This is a genomic window from Micromonospora sp. WMMC415 (genome assembly GCF_009707425.1).
In the GTDB taxonomy this organism is placed as follows: domain Bacteria; phylum Actinomycetota; class Actinomycetes; order Mycobacteriales; family Micromonosporaceae; genus Micromonospora.
The window spans coordinates 3,123,433-3,147,294 of sequence record NZ_CP046104.1 but is presented as its reverse complement, the minus strand read 5'-3'; the positions used below and the strand labels follow the sequence as shown (position 1 = coordinate 3,147,294).

At 69.6% G+C, this 23,862-nt stretch carries 18 protein-coding genes, 1 tRNA gene and 1 pseudogene; 15 read left to right on the top strand and 5 right to left on the bottom strand.

Translation table 11 applies throughout. The annotated features are described in order from the left end of the window. Positions 1 to 34: 34 nt before the first annotated feature. A complete protein-coding gene (locus tag GKC29_RS15000) occupies positions 35 to 244 on the top strand; it encodes a hypothetical protein (RefSeq protein WP_155331422.1) in 210 nt (69 codons plus the stop codon). A 32-nt stretch (positions 245 to 276) separates the two neighbouring features. On the opposite strand, the gene GKC29_RS14995 is transcribed toward GKC29_RS15000, so the two are convergent. Beyond that, positions 277 to 1,821, bottom strand: coding sequence for a helix-turn-helix domain-containing protein (locus GKC29_RS14995; protein ID WP_196255610.1), 1,545 nt, complete (start codon positions 1,819 to 1,821; stop codon positions 277 to 279). Positions 1,822 to 2,056: 235 nt separating this feature from the next. Between GKC29_RS14995 and GKC29_RS30565 the strand changes: the two are divergent. Continuing rightward, positions 2,057 to 2,251 (top strand): annotated as a pseudogene (locus GKC29_RS30565) (NUDIX domain-containing protein); the annotation flags it as partial. Positions 2,252 to 2,496: 245 nt separating this feature from the next. Here GKC29_RS30565 and GKC29_RS14985 read toward each other — a convergent pair. Further along, the gene (locus GKC29_RS14985) at positions 2,497 to 4,005 is read right to left on the bottom strand and encodes a hypothetical protein (protein ID WP_155331420.1); all 1,509 of its coding nucleotides are present in this window, start codon (positions 4,003 to 4,005) and stop codon (positions 2,497 to 2,499) included. A 414-nt stretch (positions 4,006 to 4,419) separates the two neighbouring features. On the opposite strand from GKC29_RS14985, the gene GKC29_RS14980 reads away from it, so the two are divergent. Together GKC29_RS14980 and GKC29_RS14975 are read left to right on the top strand one after the other, a co-directional pair. Next, positions 4,420 to 4,803, top strand: a complete 384-nt coding sequence (locus GKC29_RS14980) for a CPCC family cysteine-rich protein (RefSeq protein WP_155331419.1) — start codon at positions 4,420 to 4,422, stop codon at positions 4,801 to 4,803. 59 nt (positions 4,804 to 4,862) lie between these two features. Further along, positions 4,863 to 5,774, top strand: coding sequence for a hypothetical protein (locus tag GKC29_RS14975; RefSeq protein WP_155331418.1), 912 nt, complete (start codon positions 4,863 to 4,865; stop codon positions 5,772 to 5,774). A gap of 446 nt (positions 5,775 to 6,220) precedes the next feature. Here GKC29_RS14975 and GKC29_RS14970 read toward each other — a convergent pair whose 3' ends face one another. The 3 genes from GKC29_RS14970 to GKC29_RS14960 form a co-directional block, all read right to left on the bottom strand. After that, a complete protein-coding gene (locus GKC29_RS14970) occupies positions 6,221 to 6,391 on the bottom strand; it encodes a hypothetical protein (RefSeq protein ID WP_155331417.1) in 171 nt (56 codons plus the stop codon). Between the two features lie 27 nt (positions 6,392 to 6,418). After that, positions 6,419 to 8,692 carry a hypothetical protein gene (locus tag GKC29_RS14965; protein WP_230689042.1) on the bottom strand — a complete coding sequence of 758 codons (2,274 nt, stop codon included), beginning with the start codon at positions 8,690 to 8,692 and terminating at the stop codon, positions 6,419 to 6,421. A gap of 1 nt (position 8,693) precedes the next feature. Continuing rightward, a tRNA-Tyr gene (locus GKC29_RS14960) sits at positions 8,694 to 8,767 on the bottom strand. Between the two features lie 236 nt (positions 8,768 to 9,003). Between GKC29_RS14960 and GKC29_RS14955 the strand changes: the two genes are divergently transcribed. From GKC29_RS14955 to GKC29_RS14905, 11 genes are all read left to right on the top strand, one after another. After that, entirely contained in the window at positions 9,004 to 9,534 is a 531-nt protein-coding gene (locus tag GKC29_RS14955; protein ID WP_230689041.1) for a hypothetical protein, read from the top strand. A gap of 278 nt (positions 9,535 to 9,812) precedes the next feature. Continuing rightward, a protein-coding gene (locus tag GKC29_RS14950) for an IS3 family transposase (RefSeq protein WP_155331416.1) occupies positions 9,813 to 11,011 on the top strand; the annotation gives its coding sequence in 2 pieces (ribosomal slippage) (positions 9,813 to 10,101 and positions 10,101 to 11,011; 1,200 coding nt in all). A gap of 257 nt (positions 11,012 to 11,268) precedes the next feature. Further along, positions 11,269 to 12,249, top strand: a complete 981-nt coding sequence (locus tag GKC29_RS14945; protein WP_155331415.1) for a hypothetical protein — start codon at positions 11,269 to 11,271, stop codon at positions 12,247 to 12,249. 126 nt (positions 12,250 to 12,375) lie between these two features. Further along, the gene (locus tag GKC29_RS14940; protein WP_155331414.1) at positions 12,376 to 12,714 is read left to right on the top strand and encodes a pilin; all 339 of its coding nucleotides are present in this window, start codon (positions 12,376 to 12,378) and stop codon (positions 12,712 to 12,714) included. Between the two features lies 1 nt (position 12,715). Then, positions 12,716 to 13,744 (top strand): hypothetical protein, encoded by a 1,029-nt coding sequence (locus GKC29_RS14935; RefSeq protein WP_155331413.1) that lies wholly within the window; start codon positions 12,716 to 12,718, stop codon positions 13,742 to 13,744. Positions 13,745 to 13,985: 241 nt separating this feature from the next. After that, the gene (locus tag GKC29_RS14930) at positions 13,986 to 14,207 is read left to right on the top strand and encodes a hypothetical protein (protein ID WP_155331412.1); all 222 of its coding nucleotides are present in this window, start codon (positions 13,986 to 13,988) and stop codon (positions 14,205 to 14,207) included. Further along, positions 14,194 to 15,138, top strand: coding sequence for a PrgI family protein (locus GKC29_RS14925; RefSeq protein WP_155331411.1), 945 nt, complete (start codon positions 14,194 to 14,196; stop codon positions 15,136 to 15,138). Before GKC29_RS14930 ends, GKC29_RS14925 begins: the two co-directional genes overlap by 14 nt. 1 nt (position 15,139) lies before the next feature. After that, a complete protein-coding gene (locus tag GKC29_RS14920) occupies positions 15,140 to 16,927 on the top strand; it encodes a VirB4 family type IV secretion system protein (protein ID WP_155331410.1) in 1,788 nt (595 codons plus the stop codon). Between the two features lie 442 nt (positions 16,928 to 17,369). After that, positions 17,370 to 19,058 carry a DUF6119 family protein gene (locus tag GKC29_RS14915; RefSeq protein ID WP_155331409.1) on the top strand — a complete coding sequence of 563 codons (1,689 nt, stop codon included), beginning with the start codon at positions 17,370 to 17,372 and terminating at the stop codon, positions 19,056 to 19,058. 361 nt (positions 19,059 to 19,419) lie between these two features. Then, entirely contained in the window at positions 19,420 to 21,987 is a 2,568-nt protein-coding gene (locus GKC29_RS14910) for a helicase HerA domain-containing protein (RefSeq protein WP_230689040.1), read from the top strand. 320 nt (positions 21,988 to 22,307) lie between these two features. Then, entirely contained in the window at positions 22,308 to 23,285 is a 978-nt protein-coding gene (locus tag GKC29_RS14905) for a replication-relaxation family protein (protein ID WP_155331408.1), read from the top strand. The last annotated feature ends 577 nt before the right edge of the window (positions 23,286 to 23,862 follow it).

Here is a 23,862-nt window from a genome sequence, read left to right as displayed (position 1 = left end):
CTCAATCCAGGCCGTTGAGAAACCGGAGGAACCCATGATCAGCGAACAGCAGCGCTGGGCGATGGACCACCACTACGCGGCGACCGGACAACGGCTCACCGAGGCCCGTGTCGAGGCAGCCGGTGTGATCCTCAACGCCGCTCAGCGTCGGCTGTCGCCCAAAGCGCGAGTGGCGCTTCGCCGGGGCCCGGCGGCATACCGCGAGTTCCTGGCGGACCGCGACGATCGTGCCGCGAGAGCCTGAGTCCGGCGACGCCCTCGGCTGGGCCAGATCCTTCAGGCTAGGTCACGTAGGCCGAAGTCGAAGTGCCCGAATCGAGCTCCCTCACTGCTTGCCATTTTCAGGACGTCGGCGAGGGCTTCTCGTAGGTCCTCGGGTGTGGTGTCCGGGAACACGCCCGCGACGACGGGATCATCGATGAGCAGTCGACGAACCATCGGCTGGACACGATGCTCGTACAGGGCAGCGAAACTGGTGTAGAAGTCGCGGGTGCCGTGCTTGCCGCCGTGTAGGAACGCGACGAGGCACCACAACAGGTCGGCTTGGCAGAGCGAGTCCAACAAGGTGTCGCCGCGTTGTGGTGTTTCGCCGACTACGAACGCGCCGACCGGTGCGGCGACGTCGCGGCGAAGTGCTGGGACTCGGCTGATGATCTCGCGGGCTTGGGCGATCAGAACCCCGGGGATGGGGTGCCCGTCGGCGTTGGTGGGGGCAGTGTTCCACCGAGAGTTCCATACCATCGCGTGTCGGAGCCAGGAAGCCCGCTCGTACGCGCCAGGCTCGGTGCCGACTGGTTGCAGCGTGAGGGGCCGGACTGCCCACCATGCCTCGATGCGCACGGCGAGCGCGATGGCCGCCAGTACGCGCGCCACGATGGTGAGTTGGATGGCGGCGGCGGCATCGGTACGGGGTTGATCCATGATCAGCCCATGGGTGTAGATCTGGTGTAGTGCGCGGGTGAGTCGTTCGGCCAGGTTCCTGTCATCGAGGACGATGCCGTAGGCGAGCGCGGATACGGCCCGGTCCAGGAGATCTTGCAGCCGGCCCGGTGCGTCGTCGCTGGGGTCGTCGAGCAACGCACAGCCATCCCGAGCAATGTCGAAGCCGAGGAGCCGGATCGGTGCCTGATCATGTCGGCGGGACAGTTCGATGACGGCGGTGTCGAAGTCGTCTTGGCCGAGTTGCCAGGTTAGTGCGGTGGCTGGACCGAGCGCGGCCTCCAGGCCGCGGTACTGCTGCCGGACTGCTGCCACGATGTCGTCTACTCGGGCGCGTTCCTCGCGGCGAGCGGCTTCGACGTACGGGGTCAGCAGCGACGGGAGGTCAGCCGATCTCCAGCGGCGGGTGCTGGTTCCGTCGCGGACGTACACGTCGCCGGCCCGTAGAGCGGTCCTCTGGGTGCCGCCCGGCTCGGTGTAGGTGAAGTCCGATTTGACGATCGGGAACAGTCCGTCGGTTCGTCGTGCGAGGTAGATCAGCGCGATTGGAATGTTGTCGACCTCATGGACGGCGCTGCGCACGTCAATGCTGCCTTCGAGGTGCTTGGCGAGCATGTCCCGTAGCCGGCTGGAGTCGAAGTCCGCGGCGCGCAGGCCGGAGGCGACCGGTTGGCCTCGGTCGTCGACTCCGACGACGAGGTACCCGCCGTGTGGGCGGCTGAGCATGGCCGCGCAGTCCTTGACGAAGTCGAACCTTGACTTGCCGGCCGTCCCGAGGTCGTACTTCTGCTTGTAGTCCAGCGACGGCAACTCGGTCTGCAGCCCCAGCAGGTAGTGCAAGCGCTCATCGTCAACAGCGCCGTCGTTCGGCACGGAATCCATCAGGCGGACGTTCCTATCTTGATCTTCGATGTGCTTCGCGGTTCCCCGGGGAGAGGGCCCGCTCGGGGGCTGCTGTCGTTGATTCGTTGCCTCGAAACCGTAGGTGGGGCTGGTGTGTCGGCTCAACCTGGTTGTAGCGAGGAACGGCAGCGTTACTCGAACGGATGTCCGATCCGGTAGTGAAGTAGACCCGTCCGGCGCTGCGCCGCTACGGTCGGGCGTCGTGACGGTTCCCATGCACCGGGTCGACGTGCTGCTCCTGCTTGCTGACGGCGATCGTGTCCTGCTCGGTCTTCGGCAGGGGACGGGGTATGCCGACGGTCGATGGGTGCTGCCGAGCGGAAAACTCGAAGCCGGTGAGGACGTGGTCACCGCAGTCGTGCGCGAGACGTCGGAGGAGATCGGTGCGTGGCTGGACCGCGGCATGGTGCGACTCGCCGCCACGGTCATCACCGCAGCCGGGCCGGCCAGGGTCGCGTGGGGCTGGTCTTCGCCGCTGTGTACGAGCCCGCACGCTACGGCCGACCGGTCAACGCCGAACCGCACAAGTGCGCGGAGATCGGATGGGTTCCGGCGTCCCGCTTGCCGACGAACACGTACGCATCATCGGCGGCTGCCTTCGCGGCGTGGCGAGATGGCGCTGCGCTGCGCCTCAGTGAGTAGGCCCGCATGGAGTCAGTTAGAAGTCACGCCACTCGTCGAACCACTGGTCGGCCAGATGCGCTGGGACCTCAGCCCGGGTGGCGAGTTCCACGAACGCGTCGAAGGCTTCCTCTCGGCGCAGCGTGTCGATGATCTCGTACTTCTGGTCGATCGTGTTGAGCGCCTCAACCAGGGTGCGCAAAGCCAATTCAGCTTCGTCGGCTCGCCGATCACGGTCCTGCAGAAGCTTGTCAAGGGTGCGGACCGCGCTGGCGTATGCCTTGCAGGCGGCGGCTCCACCTCGGGCGTCGTCGTCGACCCAGTCCCGGAACGGGTGTTCAGGTTGGCGGCCAGCCACGTGTCGGGCTTCGCGCCCTCGATGACCAGGCGCACCCCGGTGCCGCGGTAGCGGGCCTTAAAGTCGGGCACGATCGATCGGCGTAGACCGCTGATGCTCAGCTGCGTCAGCGAGGTCAGCTCAGGCAGTGTGTCCGCGTCCAGGCCGTAGCCATCGACAAGCTCGATGACAGCCAGACGAGTCAGACTGGCCAGAGCAGCGGCGTCGATCAGCTGACCCGGTGGCTTGCGCCAGTGGATCCGGACGCTCTCCAGCTTCTTCAGTTCCCGCACGGCATTGACGAACATGGTGCCGCCACCGTCCAGGGCGACCTCTCGAACACCGTGCAGGCCTGCAGGAACCGTCGTTTCCGCATCAGCACCGGTCAGGATGAGATGAAGCCATCGGCCACCGTCCGCCGCGTACACGGCCAGACCCGGGTCCGCTGCCGCCAGCTCAAGGCCGTGCAGGCCACGGGGCAGCCGCACCTCGCGAACATCCGCACCGGACAGCGACAGGTGCTGCAGACCGGTGTCGGTCAGATCCACGACCGGCGGGGCGTCCCGCCACGTCAGTGACGAGACAATCGGGTGGTCTGCCAACGCGCGGGCGAGGCCCCGGTCCGGGCCGGCCCACGTCAATGCCGTACAGCGGGGCAGCTGATCGAGAGCGGACCATCGCACCGGCCCGGACGTAGGCACCGGCATCGACCCTGCACCGCTCAGGTCCAGTAGTCGAGGCGTGGCCGCGCCGAGCGTCGCGGTCCCGGCGCCGAAGTCGACGTCGACCTCACCGCGAGTGGCGGCCGCACGGTAGGCGGCCTTCGCTGCCGCCGGTAGCTCTCGGTCCCAGCGGCGCTGCCTGACCACATCGTCGGCAAGTGACTGCCAGCCCGAGTACGTGTTCGACAACGCCGGCACACCCTCAGGAACGGGCAGGTTGCCGATCCACGCGAACCCCGGCGGCACCGCATGCCAGCTGCCAATCGACAAGTGAGCAAGGCGCCCGTGATGGGCATGATGGTCAAGCATCAGCGGCTCGACGCCACGCAGCTCGTCCAGGCTCGGCCGATCCACCGAGTGCCAGCGCAGCGCATACGCCGAGGTCACACGGCCATCGACGCCTGTGACCTGACATGCCCCGAATCCGCCGTCTGACAACCTCATCACGGCGACATCGCCGGGTCGCACCGCTCGATCAACCACCCGGCGAAGCTACCCGACCAGGACGACCACCGCGCTCCCCCGACCTGCAAGCCGCGGAGCCGGTGGTGATGATCTCGGAGTACGAGCGACTCTGCCCCGCCGCCCGCACGCCGACCCGCCCGCCATAGCGATCGTGGCTCCTCGCCGCAGGCGTCCCATCACCCGCAGCTCGTCGCCCTACTGAGAGCGCTGCGACCGGCGCATCCGGCCGTGGCGCTTGTTGGGCGCCGTCGTCGCGGCACCGGTCGCACCACCACCTGTGTGCCGGTGCCGCCACGACCTTTCCAGCGATCGCCCTACCATCACCGCCGTCCGCGGCTACCGGGCCGGCCCCGGTAGCCCAACGGGGGGTGCGCGCCCGTGGGCCGCCGTTAGCGGTAGGAACGGGGCTGCGGCGGGGTCGTCCGTCCCGTCATGATCTACATCGTGAGCGGCGTCTTCCCGTGTCCGTGCTGCGGGCACTTGACCTTCGCTGAAGGACCGGGCTCGTATGAAATCTGCCCGGTGTGCTTCTGGGAAGACGATCAGATCCAGCTGCGCTGGCCGGACTGGTCCGGCGGTGCGAACAAGCCGTCGCTGATCGAGGCCCAGGCCACGTTCGCCCGGATCGGGGCGTCCGAGGAACGCCTCGTGCGGCATGTTCGCCAGCCGCTGCCTGACGAGCCGGTCGAGCCGGGCTGGCGGCCCGTCGAACCCGGGGTGGATCAGTTCGAGCCCACCGGCGTTCAGGAGACTGGATGGCCAACGGACCGCACCGCCTTGTACTGGTGGCGTGCGACGTTCTGGCGGCGGAGGTAGACACGGTGGCCAAGTCCAAGTCCGCCCGGCGCAGCGTGCGGTTGCGCTCCCACGGACAGATGAGGCCCATCGACCGCGGCGACGCGTTGGTGACGGTGTCGGTGGGGCCGCACAACGAGGCGATCGCCATGTGGTCCACCGCGTCCGGCCGCAGAACGTTGCAGGCGCGCACGACTCGGCCAGGCTGGTCGTCGTTCCCCGACCCGACCACAGATGCCGGTGTGCCGGTTCACGTGGCGACGTATGCCCCGCAGCTCACCTCGGCGGTCCGTATCGCCGACCTGACGCTCGCGCACTGTCATGTCCAGCCGCTGCCGGAGGGTCGGATCCTGGTGGTCGGGTCCCGCTGCCGGTGGCGACCCGAAGGCGCCGACCGCAACGCGATCATCGTCGACGCCGACGGTACGGTTACTCGCCGCGGCACCCTCGGCGACGGCATCGAACACGTGCTCGCCACCGTCTCCGGGAAGATCTGGGTCGGCTACTTCGACGAAGGTGTGTGCGGCAACTTCGGTTGGGGTGGACCGGGGCCCGCACCGGTCGGGGCGACCGGCATCGTCCGGTTCACCGAGAACCTGCACCCCGAGTGGCACTTCCCCACCGACGACCTCGACCCGATCGACGACTGCTACGCGCTCAACGTCGCCGGTGAAACCGCCTGGAGTTCGTACTACTCTGGCTTCCCGGTCGTACGCATCGAAAACACCGTCCGATCATGGCCCGGCAGCGGCTCCGCCGCCAACGCCCTGATCACCGACGGCACCCGGTGCGCGCTCGTCGGCGGATACCGGGAACACCACGGCCGGATGCTCGTCGGTGACCTCGACCAAGGCCACTTCAAGCCGTACCGACTCACGCTGCCCGACGACCGACCACTGCCGGACCGCGCCCGCATCGTTGGCCGCGGCGCCGACCTGCATGTCTTCATCGACAGTGCGTGGTACCGGCTGAACCTGACCGACCTACCGTGACGGTTCCCACCCACCGCGCCCACTCCGGTTCGTTCGCGTGTTAACGCTGGTCGACCCGGACTTCTGGCCAAGGAACTGAAGCAGGGTGGAGATCAGGCACTGCACGATGCAGCGATCCCTGCCGGCATCGGCCTGACATCCCCGACCCAGCCCTCGGGCTTCACGTTGACGTGCTCGCGCGGCGGCCCCGACGACCTCAGGTGTACCCGACGACCGTTCGCGGAAGCCGTCCGCACCGAACTTGTCCCCCATGTCGGCCACAACCAAGTCAAGATTCGAGCCAGAACGGCCAGCTTATTCTTCCATGATCGACAGGACACGCCCTACACACCAACACCAGCCTCGCGCCCGACTCGGTCAGAGCTCCCAGGTGAACCTCAGGTCACGGCCCGCGGTCGGGGCCGAACCGGTCGGCGAGTTCCGCCAGCACCGCGGACCGATGCTGCTCATGCTGGGCGGCCGTCTCGTCGGATAGGGCCGATGGTCGCAACGCCCAGCAGAAGCGCCGCGAGGACCCGCTGCTCGTCGCGTTCGACCGCGTACATCAACGCCGGCCGCCGCCCTCGCCCGTCGCGGGCGTCCACGTCGGCACCCGCCAGCAGGAGCACGTAGCCCACCACACCGAGCCCTCGGCTCGCTGAACCTCAGTCCCGCGGTCCCGGGTCGAGCATCCAGTGCCCCGTCGTGGTCCAGCCGAGCAGCCGTCGGCCGGTGCCGGCCCTGCCGTCCGCGTCGAACTTTCCACCGCTGATCACGTGCGCGAGTCCGGTCACGGCGGGCGCAATCCGGGTCCGCACGTGGTTTGGCTGGGTGGTCAGCCGCTGCTCGGCGTAGGCCGGGAAGCCGGTCTGCTCCTCCCAGGAGGACAGCGACAGGAAGAACAGCATTTGTCGCCACGAGTACGCGGTGTTCTTGACGGTGCCCAGCGGCCGGGGGTTGTGGTGGATGCGCGCCGTCAGCCGCAGCACAGTGTCCATGCACTGCTTCGCTAGGTCCGTCGAGGGCAGGTCGATGCCGAGCTCGGCGATCGTGGCCAGGTTGTGCGTGGTCAGGATCTGCGCCTGTTCGATGATGATCCCGTTGGCCGCGACGTTGAACCACGACCGCTTGCCTGAGGCGCCGGCCCGGTCGCGGCACAGCTGATCGAATGCGTCCGAAGTCCGGGTACGCCGAAGCAGCCGCCGGCTGGTGTCGTCGATCGCGGCGATGGACGGGTAGTCGATGTCGTAGTACCGCGCGTACAGGCTGTCCGCGAGCCGCCGGCCAGCGAGTGTGGCCGCCTGGAGGAACTTCGCCGAGAACGTGCCCATGAAGATGTCGGCGGCGAGTTCCTCGACCCACGGCAGCTGCAGGCTCGCCTGCTTCGACAGCGTCGACAGTTCCCCGACGAGCGGGTTGGGCAGCACCGTGGCCGGGAACCCGCAGACCGCGGCGGTTGCCAGCCGGACCAGGGTGCGCCTCGCCTGGTCGCGGGTGTCGCTGGTGTCGATCTGGGCGGACGCGACCGCCTGGACCCAGGGCAGCTCGGCCAGGCGTACCTGGTGCTCCAGGTTCAGCAGCAACAGGGAGCGGCGATTGCGGAAGGTACGGTAGGTGGCGTCCATCAGGATGCGCAGGGCCGGGTCCGGGTATGCCGAAGCTGCGGTCGCCGCCGCCAACCGCGGGGTGAGCCGCGCCAGTTCCTCCGCCGAGGCGATGACGCCGCGCTCGATCAGCTGCTCCAGGGTTCCGGCGGCGGCGCGCGCGACCACCCGGGCGACCGGGCGGGGCGTCGGCCAGCCCGCCACCACACCCGCCAGGTGGGCCTCGTCAGCGTCGGCTGGGCGCAGCACGTGGTCGACATTGCTGATACCGCTGTCCTTCGGCAGGCTGGCCAGCCGGGCCGCGACCAGCTGCGCGAGCTGATGGTGGCGGGGCAGCGCCGCCTCGCGGGCCTGCTGCCGGCGTACCGCAGTGTGCTCGGCGCTGCCCGGACGGCCGCGCTTGCGCAGCATCCCATCCACCACGCTCTGGACCAGGCCACGCTCGCGCGGCCTCAGCTCTGCTCCGGCCACGCGTCGCTCCAGCCCGGTTCGCAGTACGCCGATGCTGCCCTTCGGGTTGCAATGCTTGCTGCAGAGGGTGTGCTCGGCGGCGAGGTGCTGGTAGCGGGCCAGCAGCTGTACGGCTCGCGGCAGCCAGCCGTCCGGCGTCACCGCGCCGATCCGGCCGCCGTCGGTGGTCTCGCACCACAACGTCAGCAACTCGTCGGCGAACGGATTCCACACCGTCAGCGCCTCACGCATCGTCTCGATCTGCGCATTCGGCTGCCGCTGCTCCAGGATCCGGCGCACGTCGCCCGCCGTCTGCCGATACACGACGTCCGGGTCGCCGGCGCGCTGATCGCTCGGAGCCGGGGTGAACCGCAGCCGGTCGGCGAACGGTTCGATCTCCTCCAGAACGCCCAGGGCGCCGTCGCGGTCGCCGGCGCGCAGCAGCCACGCCACCACCGGCAGCGCCGCCTCCTCCGCGTACTCCACCCGGTAGCGGCCGCTGTCGAGCAGCTCGCCCAGCTCTTCCAATCCCGCGTCGGTCAACCAGGACCAATACAACGCCCGGCGGTCGGCGGGCAGGCCCAGCCGCTGCGCCCGGTCGGTCTCGTCCGGGCGCAGCGGACCGTCCGCCGCCGGCGCCCCGGTCGCGAACCCGCCGTGGACCACCTCCGGCGTCACCCATGCCGGCAGACCTCTCACCGGGGTACGCGAACCGATGTCCAGCCGTCCTGCGGCCATCCCGGTCACGACCTGCTGCCAGCGGCGTACCCGCAGCTCCGCCCGCTGACGGGTGGCCGCATCCTCATGCGTCCCGGCGGTCGTCAGGGCACGCGCCAGCTGGCCCAGTGGGAAGCCCATGCCGACGCGGATGTCGTTGTCGCTCACGCCAGCGTGGCGGGCCCTGCCCCCGCGCCCTCCGGGATTACAGCCCGGTGCTCTCTCTGGCTGAGCTACACGCTGATGCCGCGACACTCTACGCAGGTCACCGCCGCCTACGCAGCTGAGATCCGAAGCAGTGATCACCGACTGCCGCCTGTCCAGCCCTCGCCAGTGCTGAAGCTGTCGCGGCGGAAACTATCACCCACATTTGCGAAGATCGGCGCGCGATTTGTCACGGAGGTGAGCGTGCCTCTGGTCAGGGTCGGACTGCCGAAACGTGGTGGCGCTACCCAGCATTGTCCAGCATCCTGGTCGCCGTGCTCGTCGTGCAACGTGTCCGGGTCCGCTGGGGTGCCCACGCCCGCGGGGCGGCGCACGCTGTGCGACGTCGGTCGGTCGCGGAGGCGTATGAACTTCCGCCGCTACCGGCGGGCGAGACGTTCGTCGTGCACGATGTTCTGGCTGACGAGGCTGACGGCTACCGGCGGGCGTCGTCCGTCGGTTCGGGTGTTCAGGCGGTGCAGGCGGTCGGGCTGCATGTCGACCTCACCGCAGACGGAGCGGTCATTGAGCGTCTCCCAGCCGGGGCCGCGTACCCGGCTTGGCGCACGTCCTACCGGATGTACACGCTCCAGCCTGGTCAGTACGGCCGCTACCGGGCCAATTTCCGGTTCACCGGTTGCGCCTGCGCCGCCCGCTGGTACTACGAGGCCTGGACGGTGCACGTCGCGTCCGCGTCACCTCGACCGGACCTGTTCCTCAGCGCCGTCGCTGACCGTGACGTTGATCAGCGTGTGCATCTGTACGGCGGTCCGGCCCGCCGATCGGCAAGACAACGGCCAGCATGATGCGGTCACAGCTGATCAGTTGGCCGGACCTCGCAGGTTCTCGCCGACAGGCGCTCCCATGACAAGCCACCCACGGGGGCGCAGGACCGATCAAGCAGGGACGCTCGCCGATGAGGAGCGACTGCGGGACTTGCGCTGCGGCCTGGCCCGTAACCCTGCCCTGCCCGCCTCCCTTGTTGACCAGCTGACTGCGCTGGGCGACGCGGGAGTTGCCCCCTGGTCCTGGACACTTGAGCCTTGGATCGTGATGGTCCGGGGAGATCAGGAGTCCCTGACAGATGGTGAACAAGCACTACCCCGCCGAGTTCAAGGCTGACGCGGTCGCGTTGTACCGGTCTCGGCCTGGGGCGACGATCGCGCAGATCGCTGATGATCTCGGGGTCAACCGGGAGACGTTGCGCAGTTGGGTCCGCGCCGATGATCAGCGTCGAGGTGCGGCGGCCGGGCCGGCGGCGCCGCCGGCGGCCGGGTCGGTGGAGGACGAGAACGCCGCGTTGCGGCGCAGGGTCCGCGAGTTGGAGGAGGAACGGGACATTCTGCGGAGGGCGGCCCGGTATTTCGCCGGGGAGACGCGCTGGTGAACCGCTTCCAGTTCGTCGCCGACCATCAGCAGCGCTACGGCGTGAAGCGGTTGTGTCAGGTCATCGGGGTGTCCCGCTCGAGCTTCTACTACTGGCGCTCGGGCGCCGAAGCGCGGGCCGCCCGGGATGCCGCGGACGTCGCTTTGGTGGGCCGGATCCGGGCGGTGCACGCCGAGCATGACGGCACCTACGGAGCACCACGGATCACCGCTGAACTCCGTGATGCCGGTCTGGCGGTCAACCGTAAGCGGGTCGCCCGGGTGATGCGCCGCTTCGGCGTGCAAGGGCTGCGCCTACGGCGGCGCACACGTACGACGGTGCCGGATCCGGCCGCGGCGAAGGCTGCGGACCTGATCGGCCGGGACTTCACCGCCGGCGCCGTCAACCAGCGCTACGTCGGTGACATCACATACATCCCGGTCGGGGAGCGCGGCTTCCTCTACCTGGCCACCGTCCTGGACCTGCACTCCCGGCGCCTGGCCGGCTGGGCGATCGCGGATCACATGCGCACCGACCTGGTCATCGACGCCCTCCGCGCCGCCCAGCGCACCCGGGGCAGCCTGCACGGGGCCATCATCCACACCGATCACGGAGCCCAATACACCTCCCGGGCCTTCGCCGAGGCCTGCACCACGGCAGGGGTCCGGCAGTCGATGAGCGCGGTCGGCAGCTCCGCCGACAACGCCGCCGCAGAGTCGTTCAACGCCACCTTCAAACGCGAAACCCTACAAGGCCGCCGCGCCTTCACCGACGAACGCGAAGCACGACTGACCACGTTCCGCTGGCTGCACCGCTACAACACCCTCCGACGCCACTCCCGCCTCGGACAACAACCACCGATCACCTACGAGAAGAACACCCGGCCAGCGCCAGCTACGCTGGCCCCGGCCGCATAAACCCGTGTCCAGGATCAGGGGTCAAGCCCCCTCGGCCAACAGCACCCAACAGGGGCCTTGAGCTGCGCTGTTGGGCCGCCGCGCCCTACGATGCCGGGCGGCGTACTCCTGTTGGCTGTTGGGTGGACATACCCCCTGAGCAGGCCCAACAGGTCCCCGGACCCATTCGCGTGATCCTGGGCTGTTCGGTAGCCATGCGCGGATTGAGGTCTCGCACCGCCGTCAAGGTGCGGTGCCAACGCCTCGCAAGGGATGCCATGTCCACACGATCCTGGCCGTCGTCGCCGCTGGCCGCGGCCAACCGTGCCTTCACCCTGCTGGTCCAGCCGCCCACCCACGTCGGATTCGACGGCCGAGGGTTCGACGGCCTACCCGATGAGATCCTGCCGCTGGAACGGCTCCGCACGCTGCTGCTGGCACCGCAGGCCAGCGTCGAGGTCCGCGACGCGGTGTGGCGTGAGCTGGTCATCCGCGCCCGCCGCGACGGCCCGGCCTGGGTCGTGGCCGCGGTGGGTATCGCCATGCCGGGCCTGCGTCACGTCGCCGGGATGCTCGCTGCGGGGTGGCGCGGCGACACCCGTGACCTGGACGCGGAACTGCTGGTCGGGTTCGTCGAACGGCTCAAGACCATCGACCTGGAGCCGCCGCGGGTGGTCGGCCGGCTCATCGACGCCGGCCTGCGCGCCGCCCGCAAGGCCCGCGACGCCGACTCCGACGCCCAGCTCATCCACACCGACGCGACCGGGCCGATCGCGCCTATCCAGCCGTGGGACCACCCGGACCTGGTCCTCGCCAGGGCGGTCGCGGCCGGCGTCATCGACGCCGACGAGGCGAACCTGATCGCCGCGACCCGGCTGGAACACGCCACTCTCGCCCAGGCGGCGGCGCGGATCGGCATCACGTCCAGCCTGGCCTCGTCGTGGCGGTTGAAGGCCGAACGCCGCCTGGTGGAGGCGATCCGCGAGGGCTCCCTCGCGTTCGTGCCGCTACGGCCCCGCCGCCGCGGTGTCGCGACCCAACAACGGGTCGCCGCGACCCAACAGCGAATGGCAGCCGCCCAACAGCGAGTCGGTGCTGCGGGTGCGACCCACCAGCGACGGGCTGTTGGGTCGCTGTTGGGTGGCCCCGCGGCGGCGGACGTCGTGTTGGCTACCCAACAGCAGGCATTCGTGGGCAAGACATCGGACCGAGAAGCGGCCGGCGTCGGCGCCCCGGGGATCGGGGCGCGGCCGGCCTGAGTGGCCGTGTTCGCACCCGATCACCTCATGGCTGGAAGGAGCGACGCTCCCACGGCCGGCCCCGGTCCCCGGTGGCGCACCCCAAATCCGACTCGAGCCCCGCACGCGGGGCGGGAGGTGCCCATCATGTTCCGCCGCATCATCTACCGCATCACCGCGGTCACGGTCGCACTCCTGGCGACCGTGACCGCGGCGGCTCCGGCGTACGCGGCCGAGCCGCAGATCCTGGCCGCCAATTCGCTGCCGGTCATCATCAGCAACATCACGAACTGGATCATCGGGCTGCTGGTCGGCGTCGCGACCCTGTTCTTGACCATCGGCGGCCTGCGCCGGCTGGCCGCCGGCGGCGACCCGACCGAGATCGAAAAGTCCAACTCCGCGTTCAAGAACGCCCTCATCGGCTACGCCCTGGCAGTTCTCGCCCCGATCCTGCTCGCGGTCGTGCAGGGCTGGATCGGGGGCTGAGATGGGCGGCTGGCTCGCCGACCAGATCATCGGCCCCATCCTCACCTGGTTCGCCGAGACCGTGATCGGCGCGCTGAACGCCCTATGGGAGCTGCTGGCGGTCACCGCGTTCGTCAGCCCCGACGTGACCGTGCTGCCGCAGGTCACCGCGTTCGCCAGCACGTCGCTGGGCATCGTGAACGTCTGCTACGTGCTGGCGTTCCTGTGGACGGCCATCCTGGTGATGGGCCGCGACACCATCCAGTCCCAGGTCGGGCCAGGCGAGCTGATCCCTCGCCTGGTCATCGGCCTGATCGCCGCCAACTTCGCCATCCCCGTGTGCTCCACCGTCATCGGGCTGGCCAACGCATTCACGGCCGCGTTGACCAGCCAGGACATCACCGCACCCGGCTCGATGCAACAGCTTCGCGCCACCACGGTCAGCGCGTTGGACGGCCAAGTCGGCGCCAACCCAGTCAGCTTTCTGCTGCTGCTGATCGGCCTGCTGATCGCGGTGCTCACCGGCACCCTCCTCGTGCAGTGGATCATCCGGCTCGGGGTGCTCGTCGTCGCCGTCGGCATCTCACCCATCGCCCTTGCTTTGCACGGCACACCGCAGACCGAAGGCGCCGCCAAACTGTGGTGGCGCACGATCCTCGGCACGCTCGGCATCGTCGTGATCCAGGCGGTCGCCCTGCACACCACGCTGAGGGTCTTCCTCAACCCGGACAGCAACCTGCGCGTGCTCGGCCTGCCGATACCTGGCGGCGAACCAGCCGCGATCATGAACCTGCTCATCGTCGTCTGCCTGTTGTGGGGCGTCGTCAAGATCCCCGGATTGATGCGCCGCTATATCACGCAAACCCGGCCGAACGCGATGGGCATGATCCTGCGCGTCGTGCTCGTGCAGCAGCTGACCCGCGGGATCTCCCGCGCGTTCAGCGGCGGTCGGAGCGCCACGGGGGCCGCCGACCGCGCCGGACGCGCGGGCCGCGCCGGCGGCGGCGGTGCGGGCGCCGGTGGGGCCAATCGGCCGTGGCCGGTGAACTGAGGCGGAGGCGGGGCCGCACTCGCCCCGCCGTGCCCTCCGCGCCGTCCCCGACACCTCGCTCGGGGGCGGCGCCCCGGCCGTTGCCGCGGCCGGCGGGTGCCGGTCCCGGCCGGACCGGCACCGCCTCTCCGACTGGCCGGCCCGTACGCCCATACACCCGTGACGAACTCGCGGGCGGCGTCGACCTCTACACCCGCGCCATGAAAGCCCGCGCCGGCGCGCCCTCCCGAAAGGCACCCTGATGACAGCCGATCGCCACACCTCGCGCCTTCACGACGAGGTCACTGAACTGTTCGACGCTGCGCACGAAACCTCCACCATCGTCGCCATCGCTTGGCCCACCGGTCGGCCTATCCACCCGTACACCGCCGCCGAGATCGCCGACGGTGTTGACCTCTACACCCGGGCGATGAACGCCCGTGCCGCTGGCACCACACGGGGAGACGACGATGCGCCCGAGTGATGACATCACCCCACACGCCCGAATTCCTGCCGACGTCGACACCCCCGACAAGATCGTCTACGGGTTGACTGCCCGGCAGTTGGCCATCCTGGCCGTGGCCGGAGTGATCGGCTACGGCATCTTCCGAGCGGTCGGGACTCTGCTGCCACAGCCGGTGCTCATCGCGATCCTCACCCCCCTCGCAGGGGCGGCGATCGTCCTCGCCTTGGGCCGCCGCGACGGGCTGTCCATGGACGCCTGGCTGCTGTCGGCGGTGCGGCACACCCGCAGCCCCAAGCGGCTGGCCCCGGCCGCGGCCGGCCGGCCCACAGCGGCACCGGCCTGGGCGCCGAGCACTGAGACGCCCGCTACGGCGGTGCCGGTGCCGGTGCTGAGGCTGCCGGCCAAGGCGATCAGCGACACCGGCGTCGTCGACGCCGGGTCGCACGCGGTGGCGCTGGTCGCCTGCACGACCGTGAACATCGGGCTGCGCACCGGCGATGAGCAGGCCGCCCTGATCGGCAGCTACGGCAGGTGGCTCAACTCCCTGTCCGGACCGGTGCAGATCGTGATCTCCGCCCAGCGGGTCGACCTGTCCAGCCACGCCCAGCGCATCACCGACAACGCCGAGACGATCGCCAACCCGGCCCTGGCCGACGCCGCCCGCGACTACGCCGACTTCCTCGACGACCTCGCGGCACGGCGGGACCCGCTGTGGCGCACCGTCACCGTCGCGGTCACCGCCACCGGGAACAAGGGCCGCGACACGGAGGTCCTGCGCCGGGCCGAACACGCCGCGTCCGCGCTGTCCGCGCTCGGGGCGCAGACCGCCGTCCTCGACGGCGGGCGGGCCGCCGCCGTGTTGACCTGCGCCACCGACCCGTACACCCCGGCCGACGTCACCTGGGCCCGTGCCCTGCCCGACGCGGCCATCACCGGACCAGGAGACTGACATGCCCCTACTGAAACGGCGAAACCCGACCACCACTGACGCGAGCCCGGCCGATTCGGCCGGGCTCGCCGCCGTTCTGGGCCCGGCCGCGATCGAACACACCCCCCGCTACCTACGGGTCGGTGACGGGTACGCAGCCACGCTGATCGTGACCGGCTACCCCGCCGAAGTCGGCCCGGCCTGGCTGGACCCGCTGCTGGCCTGGCCGGGCCGGCTCGACGTCGTCGTCTACATCGACCCCCTGGCGCCGCAGATCGCCGCCGCCCGGCTGCGCAAACAGCGGGCCAGGTTGGAGTCCAACAGGCGCACCGACGCGGAGAAGGGCCGCCTCGTCGACCCGATCACCGAGGCCGCCGCCGACGACGCCGCCGAGTTGGCCGACCGGATCGCCCGCGGCCAGTCGAAGCTGTTCCGGGTTGGCCTGTACCTGTGCGTGCACGCCACCACACTGGACGAGCTCGACGAGGCGGTCGCGCATGTGCGGGCCACCGCCGCCTCCGTGCTGTTGGACACGCAACCGGCAACCTGGCGGCAGCTGCAGGGCTGGACCGCGACGCTGCCCCTCGCGACCGATGGGCTCGGCATGCGCCGGGTGATGGACACCGACGCGATCGCGTCGGCGTTCCCGCTCGCCTCGTCGGATCTGCCGGCGCCGCTGCCCGGTGAGCCCGGCGCCACCGGCGGCATGCTCTACGGCCTCAACCCCGACAGCAACGGCATCGTGTGGTGGGACCGGTGGGCGCAACACAACGCCAACAGCGTCGTCCTCGCCAGATCCGGTGCCGGCAAGAGCTACTTCGTCAAGCTCGAAGTGCTCCGCTCCCTGGCCGACGCGGTGCACGTGGCGGTGATCGACCCCGACAACGAGTACATCCGCCTCGCCGACGCCGTCGGCGGCGTCACCATCGCGCTCGGCGCCGGCGGGGTACGGCTCAACCCGCTCGACATCCCACCCGGAGACCGCCGGCCCCAGGCCCGCACCTACCGTGCCCTGTTCCTGCACACGCTGATCTCGGTGCTGTTGGGGCAGCAGCCGCCGCCGTCGGAGCGGGCCGCCCTCGATAAGGCGATCAACGACGCCTACGACCAGGCCGGAATCTCCAACGACCCCGACACCTGGCGCCGGCAGGCACCCCTGCTGCGCGACGTCGCCGCCGCGCTCACCGCCCAGCACACGGAAGCCGCCGACACCCTCGCGGCGCGGCTCACCCCGTGGACCACCGGGTCATTCAAGGACCTCTTCGACGGGCCCACCACAACCGTCCCCACGGGGCAGCTGGTGTGCTGGTCCACGCGGCAGCTCGCCGACGAACTCCGCGCCCCCGGCATGCTCCTCGCGCTGGACGCGATCTGGCGCGAGGTGGACACCCCGGCCATCCGGTCGGCGCACACACCCCGGCGGCTGGTCGTCGTCGACGAGGCCTGGACCCTGCTACGCGACGGCGAGGGCGCCAAGTTCCTCTCCCGCCTCGCGAAGTCCGCCCGCAAGCGACGCGCCGGGCTGGCCGTCATCACCCAGGACGTCGGGGACCTGCTCGGCTCCGACCTCGGACAGGTCGTCATCGCCAACGCCGCCACCCAGATCCTGCTACGGCAAGCACCACAGGCGATCGACATCGTCGCCGACGTGTTCGGCCTGACCGCAGGCGAAGCCCGGCTACTGCTCGGCGCCCGCCGCGGCGAAGGCCTGCTGATGTCGGGCACCCACAGGGTGAGTTTCCAGGCTGTGGCCTCCAAAAAGGAGCACCGGCTGTGTATAGGTGACCTGGAGCTGCCCGACGACGAGTGAACTACCACACGCCTGTCGGTGTACAGGCTAACTCTCCGAGCCGGTACAAGGTCATTTTCAGAACTGGCCGGTAGCAGAGCGCCGACCAGTTCTGGAGTGACGGTCACGGGTGGGTAGCCGTCGTCGGTCGGTCGGGCTCCGACGAGTACGTGCTCAACGCAGAAGAGTGCACCTGATCACGCGGCGGTTTACCGTCCCGAATCGCGGCAGTAGGCGCGCTGACTAGCAGGTACGTTGCTGCGACACCAGCTGCCGCCTCCCCCCGCCGTCTGCAGGCCGACGTTGAAGGATGGCTGCCGGCATGGCCATATCGGCCTCCGCGATAGCCCCTGTCCGAGAGCCAGCGTCCGCCAAAACCGTTACGGCACGGCCTGCGTCGGGAAAGTGACAGAAGGCAACATCATCGATGCTGCCGCACGCAGTTTCGTGATAGCACCAAGACATGACCACCGAGGCGGTACCCGCAGACCTTCCCCCGAAGCTCCGCTTCAACTGCTACCTGCTCCGCCCGGATCTCGAGACGCCCGAGCACGCGCTGCGCGCACCGTACCGGCCGAAGGGCCGTACCCCGATGAACGCGGTGGCGCCGAGTTCAGCTGCTCCGGACGGCACCATCGGCTACTTCAGCGAGCCTAAGCAGAAGGTGCCACCGTGGGCGAAGGCATTGGCACCGTTATTTCCGGACTTGAAGCGGGTCCAGAATCTGTCAAACCGCTTTGTGATCATCCTACCGGTCGCAGGGCGGCACTTCGCCGTGTGCTTCGGCTACGGCAGTTCGACACTGGAGTGGAGCGCGGTAGAGGCGAACTTCGGGCTCCGCTTCGCGGCGCGCCGGATGAGCCCCAAGACTCTGCGCGAGTTCAGGAGCCGTCGCGTCGGTGCATCCAACCGAACGCAGGCGATCCAGATACCGATGGGAGGTGACATCAAGGACCTCGATGTGACGCTGGAGGGTGAGTTTGTCCGGCGACTGGCCGGAACCCTCGAAGAGGGGGACGGCGCACAGTTCGACGACGTGGACGCCGTAGCGGCCACGGACGCCATATCCTTCCGCGCACGAACCGACCTGTCCAAGGTGCAGGAGACTCTCGCCGCCATGCTGGCGGAGGTCGAGCAGAAGACCGCGGCGGAGGGCTTGAAGTTCGTCGACTCCTTGGAGCCTCTACGCGCCAAGAGTGAACGCACGGCCGAGCTCGACCGCCGCCTGGCCGAGTCACTCTTCGCCAGCCTGCGGGGCTACGCCGCCGGCGACGACGTGCTGTCCGATCTCCAGGAACATCTTCTCGAGTTCTCGTACCCGGACGCGTTGACCACGGACGAGATCGACAAGATCTTCGTCTACCGCGGAGAGCGCAGCGTGGAGCTTCCCGCGACAACCGTCGAGGGTGTCCGGCAGGCGATCTCCGAACTGAAGGGGCGCCTCACGGCTCGCTCCCTCGACGGCATCAAGCTCATGGCATTCGACGCCGACGGCGAACCGCGTAGCCCATACCTGCCGCTGCGGCACTGGCTGATCTACGAGGCCGGCGACGCCGACAAGCGCTACATCCTCACGCTCGGCAGATGGTTCTCACTGCTGGAGTCATACACCAGGAAACTCGACGAAGACCTGCGCCGTATTGAGGACCTGACCGGGTCATTGAAGCCACCGTCCTGGATCGCGAGCCAGGGAGAGGGCGACTACAACGGCCTCCTCAGCACATCAACACCTGGACGGTCCGTGGTCTTGGACACGGTCGACATCAGGTCGGAGGACGGCGACGAGATCGAGGCCTGCGACGTCTTCCACGAGAGCGGCTACCTTCTGCACGTCAAACGCTTCGAGAGGAGTCAGACGCTCAGCCACCTGTTCTCCCAGGGGCTGGTGTCGGCGCTCTCGCTCCGGAGAGACGACAAATATCGCGAACAGTTCCTCCGCGAGGTCGAGAATCGGGACCCGAGTTTGAAGGCGGCTGCCGAGGCCGCGCCACAGGTTGTCGTGTACGGCATCGGTGTGCGCAAGAACAAGGCCGTCCCGCTCGAGCTTCCCAGCTTCAGCAAGGTGAACCTAAGGGACTTCGCGAATCGGCTGAAGGTGACGGGAGCGCAGGCGGCGTTGTGCCGGATTCAAATGACGGATCCCGCCAGCTGAGGCAGAAGCGATCGATGCAGGCCGTGCTTACTGGCGCGCATTGGTACCTGACCACCGATGTACCCCCGTCCTTCACTCCTCCGGTCCGGCTGGATGACCGAAGCCGACCGTTCCCGCGTATAGCGCGGACTGCGCGGCGACGGAGCGAGCTCACCGTGTCCCACGCACTCCAACACTGAAAGACTGTTGCGGGGTAGTCCAGGACGCGGAGTCCCGGCGGACTGCGTGCGTTTGGAGTGCTAGTACCCCGACAACACCGACACGGCCTGAACCGGCCGTGACCTGACCAAACCACCCGAGGGCCGTGGGCCGCCAGCAATGGCGGCCCACGGCCCTTTTCGTCTTTCTGAAGGGCACAATCGTGATCAGCACCGTTGTCGCGCTCATCCCCCCGCTCGCTCCCACGCCCACACCACCTCCGACCCCACCTCCGACCCCACCGCCGACACCGTCGGCACCGCCGCTGCCCGGCCCCTCGCAATGGCTGCTCGACACCATCACCGCCGCTGGCGGGTGGTGCCGGGACCGGCCCTGGCTCGCGCTCGTCGCCGTCCTACTCCTCGCTGCTGGCTACGCCGCGTGCATCGTCGTGGCCGCCCGCCGGCACCGCCGGATGGCCCGGCACGCGCAGCTGATCACCGTGTCGCCGCCGCCGGAGGTCGACCCCGCCGGTGGTGCCACCGTCTGGGCCACCCTCGCCGAAATCCTGCACACCGGCTGGCGGCGCCGCCTGCGGGACGGCCGGGCCCACATCGCCGTCGAGTACCGGTGGAGCGGCCGGGAACTGACCATCGCGGTCTGGGTGCCGCGCACCATCCAGCACGGCCCGATCCAGGCCGCGATCCGCGGCGCCTGGCCCGGTGCCGCGTGCACCGTCACCGACGCCGACCCGCCGCTCCCACCAGGCGCGCTCGACGTCGGCGGCGCGCTCGCCCCCACCCTGCCGGCCTGGTACCCCCTGCAGACCGACCACGACAACGACCCGATGCGCACCCTGATCGCCGCCGCGTCCGGGCTGCACGCCGCCGAGTCGGCCTGCGTGCAGGTCCTCGCCCGGCCCGCCACCAACCGACAGATCCGGCGAGTGCGACGGGGCGTGCAGGGCCTGCGCACCGGCCGGCCGCCGCGCGACCTGCTCGACCCCGCCACCTGGCTGCGGGTCGCTCTCGACCTCGGCCTGGAGCTGTTCAGCACGGGCCGGCGCACCTATCCGGCCGCACGCCACACCCCGGTTACCGGCACCGACCCGCAGCGCGAACGCGACGGCCGCGCCGGCGTCGACAAGCTCGCCGGCACCCAGTGGGAGGTCGCGCTGCGCTTCGGCGTCGCGCACACCAACCCCCGCGGCAGCGACCCCGCCGACCTCAGGCCACGGCTGGTCACCCTCGCCCACGGCATCGCCTCGGCGTTCGGGTCCTGGACCGGCCGCAACCGGCTACGTCGGCTGACCATCAAGCATCCGGCCCGGGTCCTGGCCGCCCGGTTGCTGCGCCGCGGGTTCCTGCTTTCGGCCGCCGAGCTGGCCACGATTGCGGCGCTGCCGCAGGACATTGCCGTGCCGGGTCTGGACCGGGCCCGCGCCAAGCCGATGCCCGCGCCCGTCGCCGTCGCCTCCGGCGGGCGCGGCACGAAGGTGCTCGGCAAGGCAGACGTCGGTGGCCACTCCGTCGCCGTGAACGTCGCCGACGCGCGCCAGCACCTGCACGTGCTCGGCTCCACCGGCTCCGGCAAGAGCACCCTGCTACTGAACATGATCCTCGACGACATCCACGCCCGCCGCGGCGTTGTCGTCATCGACCCCAAGGGCGACTTGGTCCTCGACCTGCTCGACCGGATCCCGACCAGCCACGCCAAACGGCTGGCGATCATCGACCCGGATCAGCCCGCCGGGACCACCCTCAACCCCTTGCAGGGCGCCGATCACGACCTGGTGGTGGACAACATCGTCTCGATTTTCGGGCGGATCTTCGCCAAGCACTGGGGGCCGCGGATCGATGACACGCTCCGCGTGGCGTGCCTGACTCTGTTGCGCAAGGCCAACGCCACGCTGACGCTGATCCCGCCGCTGCTCAACGACAAGCAGTTCCGGTACGCCTTCACCCGGGACCTCGACGACCCCGAGGGCTTGCGCGGCTACTGGGAGTGGTTCGAGTCAACCCCGCCACCGCTGCGGGCTCAGGTCATCGGCCCGGTGCTCTCCCGGCTGCGCGCTTTCCTTCTGCGTGACTTCGTCCGCCGCACCCTCGGCGCGCCGCAGTCGAGCTTCGACATGCGCCGCGTCCTTGACGGCGGCATCCTGCTCGCCCGGCTGCCGAAAGGGCAGATCGGTGAGGAGACCGCTCGACTGATGGGCAGCTTCGTCCTCGCCTCCGCCTGGCAGACCGCAACCGGCCGGGCCCGGCTACCCGAACCACAGCGCCGGGACTCCTTCGCCTACATCGACGAGGCGCACAACTTCCTGAACCTGCCCGGCTCGGTGGGCGACATGCTCGCCGAGGCCCGCGGTTATCACTTCGGCCTCGTTTTGGCCCATCAAAATTTGTCGCAGATGCCGCGGGAGACGCAGCTGGCCATCTCCGCGAACGCGCGCAACAAGGTGTTCTTCTCCTGCGCTCCGGAGGATGCCCACCAGTTGGCCCGGCACACGATGCCCGAGCTGGACGAGCACGACCTGTCCCATCTGGACGCCTACCGGGCGGCGTGCCGGCTGGTCGTCAACAGCCGCGAGACCGCGGCGTTCACCCTGCGCACCAACCCGCCACGGGCGCTGGTCGGGGAGGCGACGGCGGTTCGGCAGGCCGCCGCGGCCGTATCCGGCCCGTCCGGGAACCGGACGGCGATCGCCCAACTCGGCGGGGTGGCCGACCCACCGGACGGCGATGACCCCGATCCGGGCAACCCAACAGCCACCCAACAGGACGATGCGTAACAGCCACGCCAAGCAACGAACGTGCTGGCAGTCGATCGGGGACCTCAACTGCTCGGGGGCGCGGTCTCCGCGCAAGGCATGGCGGAACGCAACGTCCCTCAGCGGCCACGGGGGGAGCCGCTGAGGGACACCGCGAGCGTACGCCTGCCACTGGCGTGTAGCCAGATCGAAGCCTCTCTGAGGCGATCAGTCCGGTCAGGGTCTGCCCACTCGGCCCAGACCCGGTCGCCGCAACAGCCACCGACCCGGCCGACACCCGGGCGCCGTACTGCCGGGGCCAGGCCGACCCCATCCACCCAACAGCCCAGCTAGGAGCCGTCATGTCCGCTCACACCGAATCCCGACACATCCCCGAGGGGGAACTCTCGACGGGGGACACGCCCCTGGTCGTGCTTCGCACGACCGACCTGCGTCGAACCTCCACCCACACCCTCATCGACATCTCCCACCGCCTGCGACCTCGCGACTACACCATCGCCTCACTCCTCGACGAGCACACCACCCTGACCACCGAGCACCTGACCTCGATCCTGTTCGCCAACCCCACCACCTGCCGTCACCGCCTGCAGCTGCTGCGCCGGCTCGGCTTCATCGACCGGTTCATCCGCAACCGGCCCGGCGCACCCAACCCGGTCTGCTGGCTGCCCGGCCTGCTCTCCTCCCGGTACACGGCGCTGGCCCGCGACGACAGCCCGCCCACGGCCAGGGCCCTGCGGGAACGCCAGGATCGGGTCTACTCCAGCCCAACCCTGGAACACATCCTCGCGGTCAACGACGTCTTCGTCTCCCTGCTCGTGCACGCCCGCCGTCATCCCGGCGCGGCGCTGACCCGCTGGTGGTCCGAACGCACCACGGCGGCGGCGTTCGGCCACCGGATCAAACCCGACGGCCACGGCGTCTGGACCGACGGCAACGAGGAAACGGGATTCTTCATCGAGCTCGATCGCGGCACCGAGCCGATCGGTCGGTTGATCGACAAGTTGGCCTCCCACCGGAAGCTGCGCGCCGAGGGCGGTCCGCAGTACCCGATCGTGTTCGTCCTGCCCAGCCGGCTGCGGGAGCAGAACCTGCACCGCAAGCTCACCGACCGGCCCGAACCGAGCCTCGTTGTCGCCACAACCTCGCCGGAGTCCGGGCTCGATCTGGCCGGCCCAGTGTGGCGGCTGGCCGGCAACGGCCGCCACCGGCTCACCCTGGCCGACCTGCCCAGCAGCCACGGCCAGCCCGGCCCACTCGCTCCTGGGCCGGCGCAGCCCGCCGACCACCCGCTCCGGTTGGTCCTCGGCTCCGCCGCCTGACGTCCCGGCAGCGGCCCAGCCGACCGGTGGCTGCTCTCGTCACGTTCAACCGACCTCGGGCCCGTCTCCCAGCGCACGGCAGGAGACGGGCCCGAGGTCCCTGCCGTTCGGCGGGACACCGCGACGCGGCCGAACACCGCCGCAGGCGGCTGGGAAGCCGCCATGATCATCGAGCTGGGCGTCGGCGAGTTCGAGGGCGGCGCCGACCCGCAGGAACCGGGCCAACCTGCCGCCGTTACGCGCACGCTGCGCGGTGCGCCGGACCGCGATGGCGAGTGCGAGGAAATGCGCCGAGTGCGGCGACGTGGGCCCGCGAAGTCACGTCGGTTACCCAACAGACACCCGGTGGCCGTTGGCGTTGGCCAACAGCGCGCCGCGCCAACCCAACAGTGGCCTTGACCGCCAGCACCGTCAGGCGAGCGGCCGTACTCAACAGTGTAGGTCAGCAGGGGTTTCCGGCCGATCCGCACGGCCGGTGGACTGTTGGGTGACACGGCTACGGTAAGGGCTCATTCATTGAAACCCCCCAAGCACCACCATCCGGGCCACGCCGCCCACGACCGCGGTCGCAACCGCC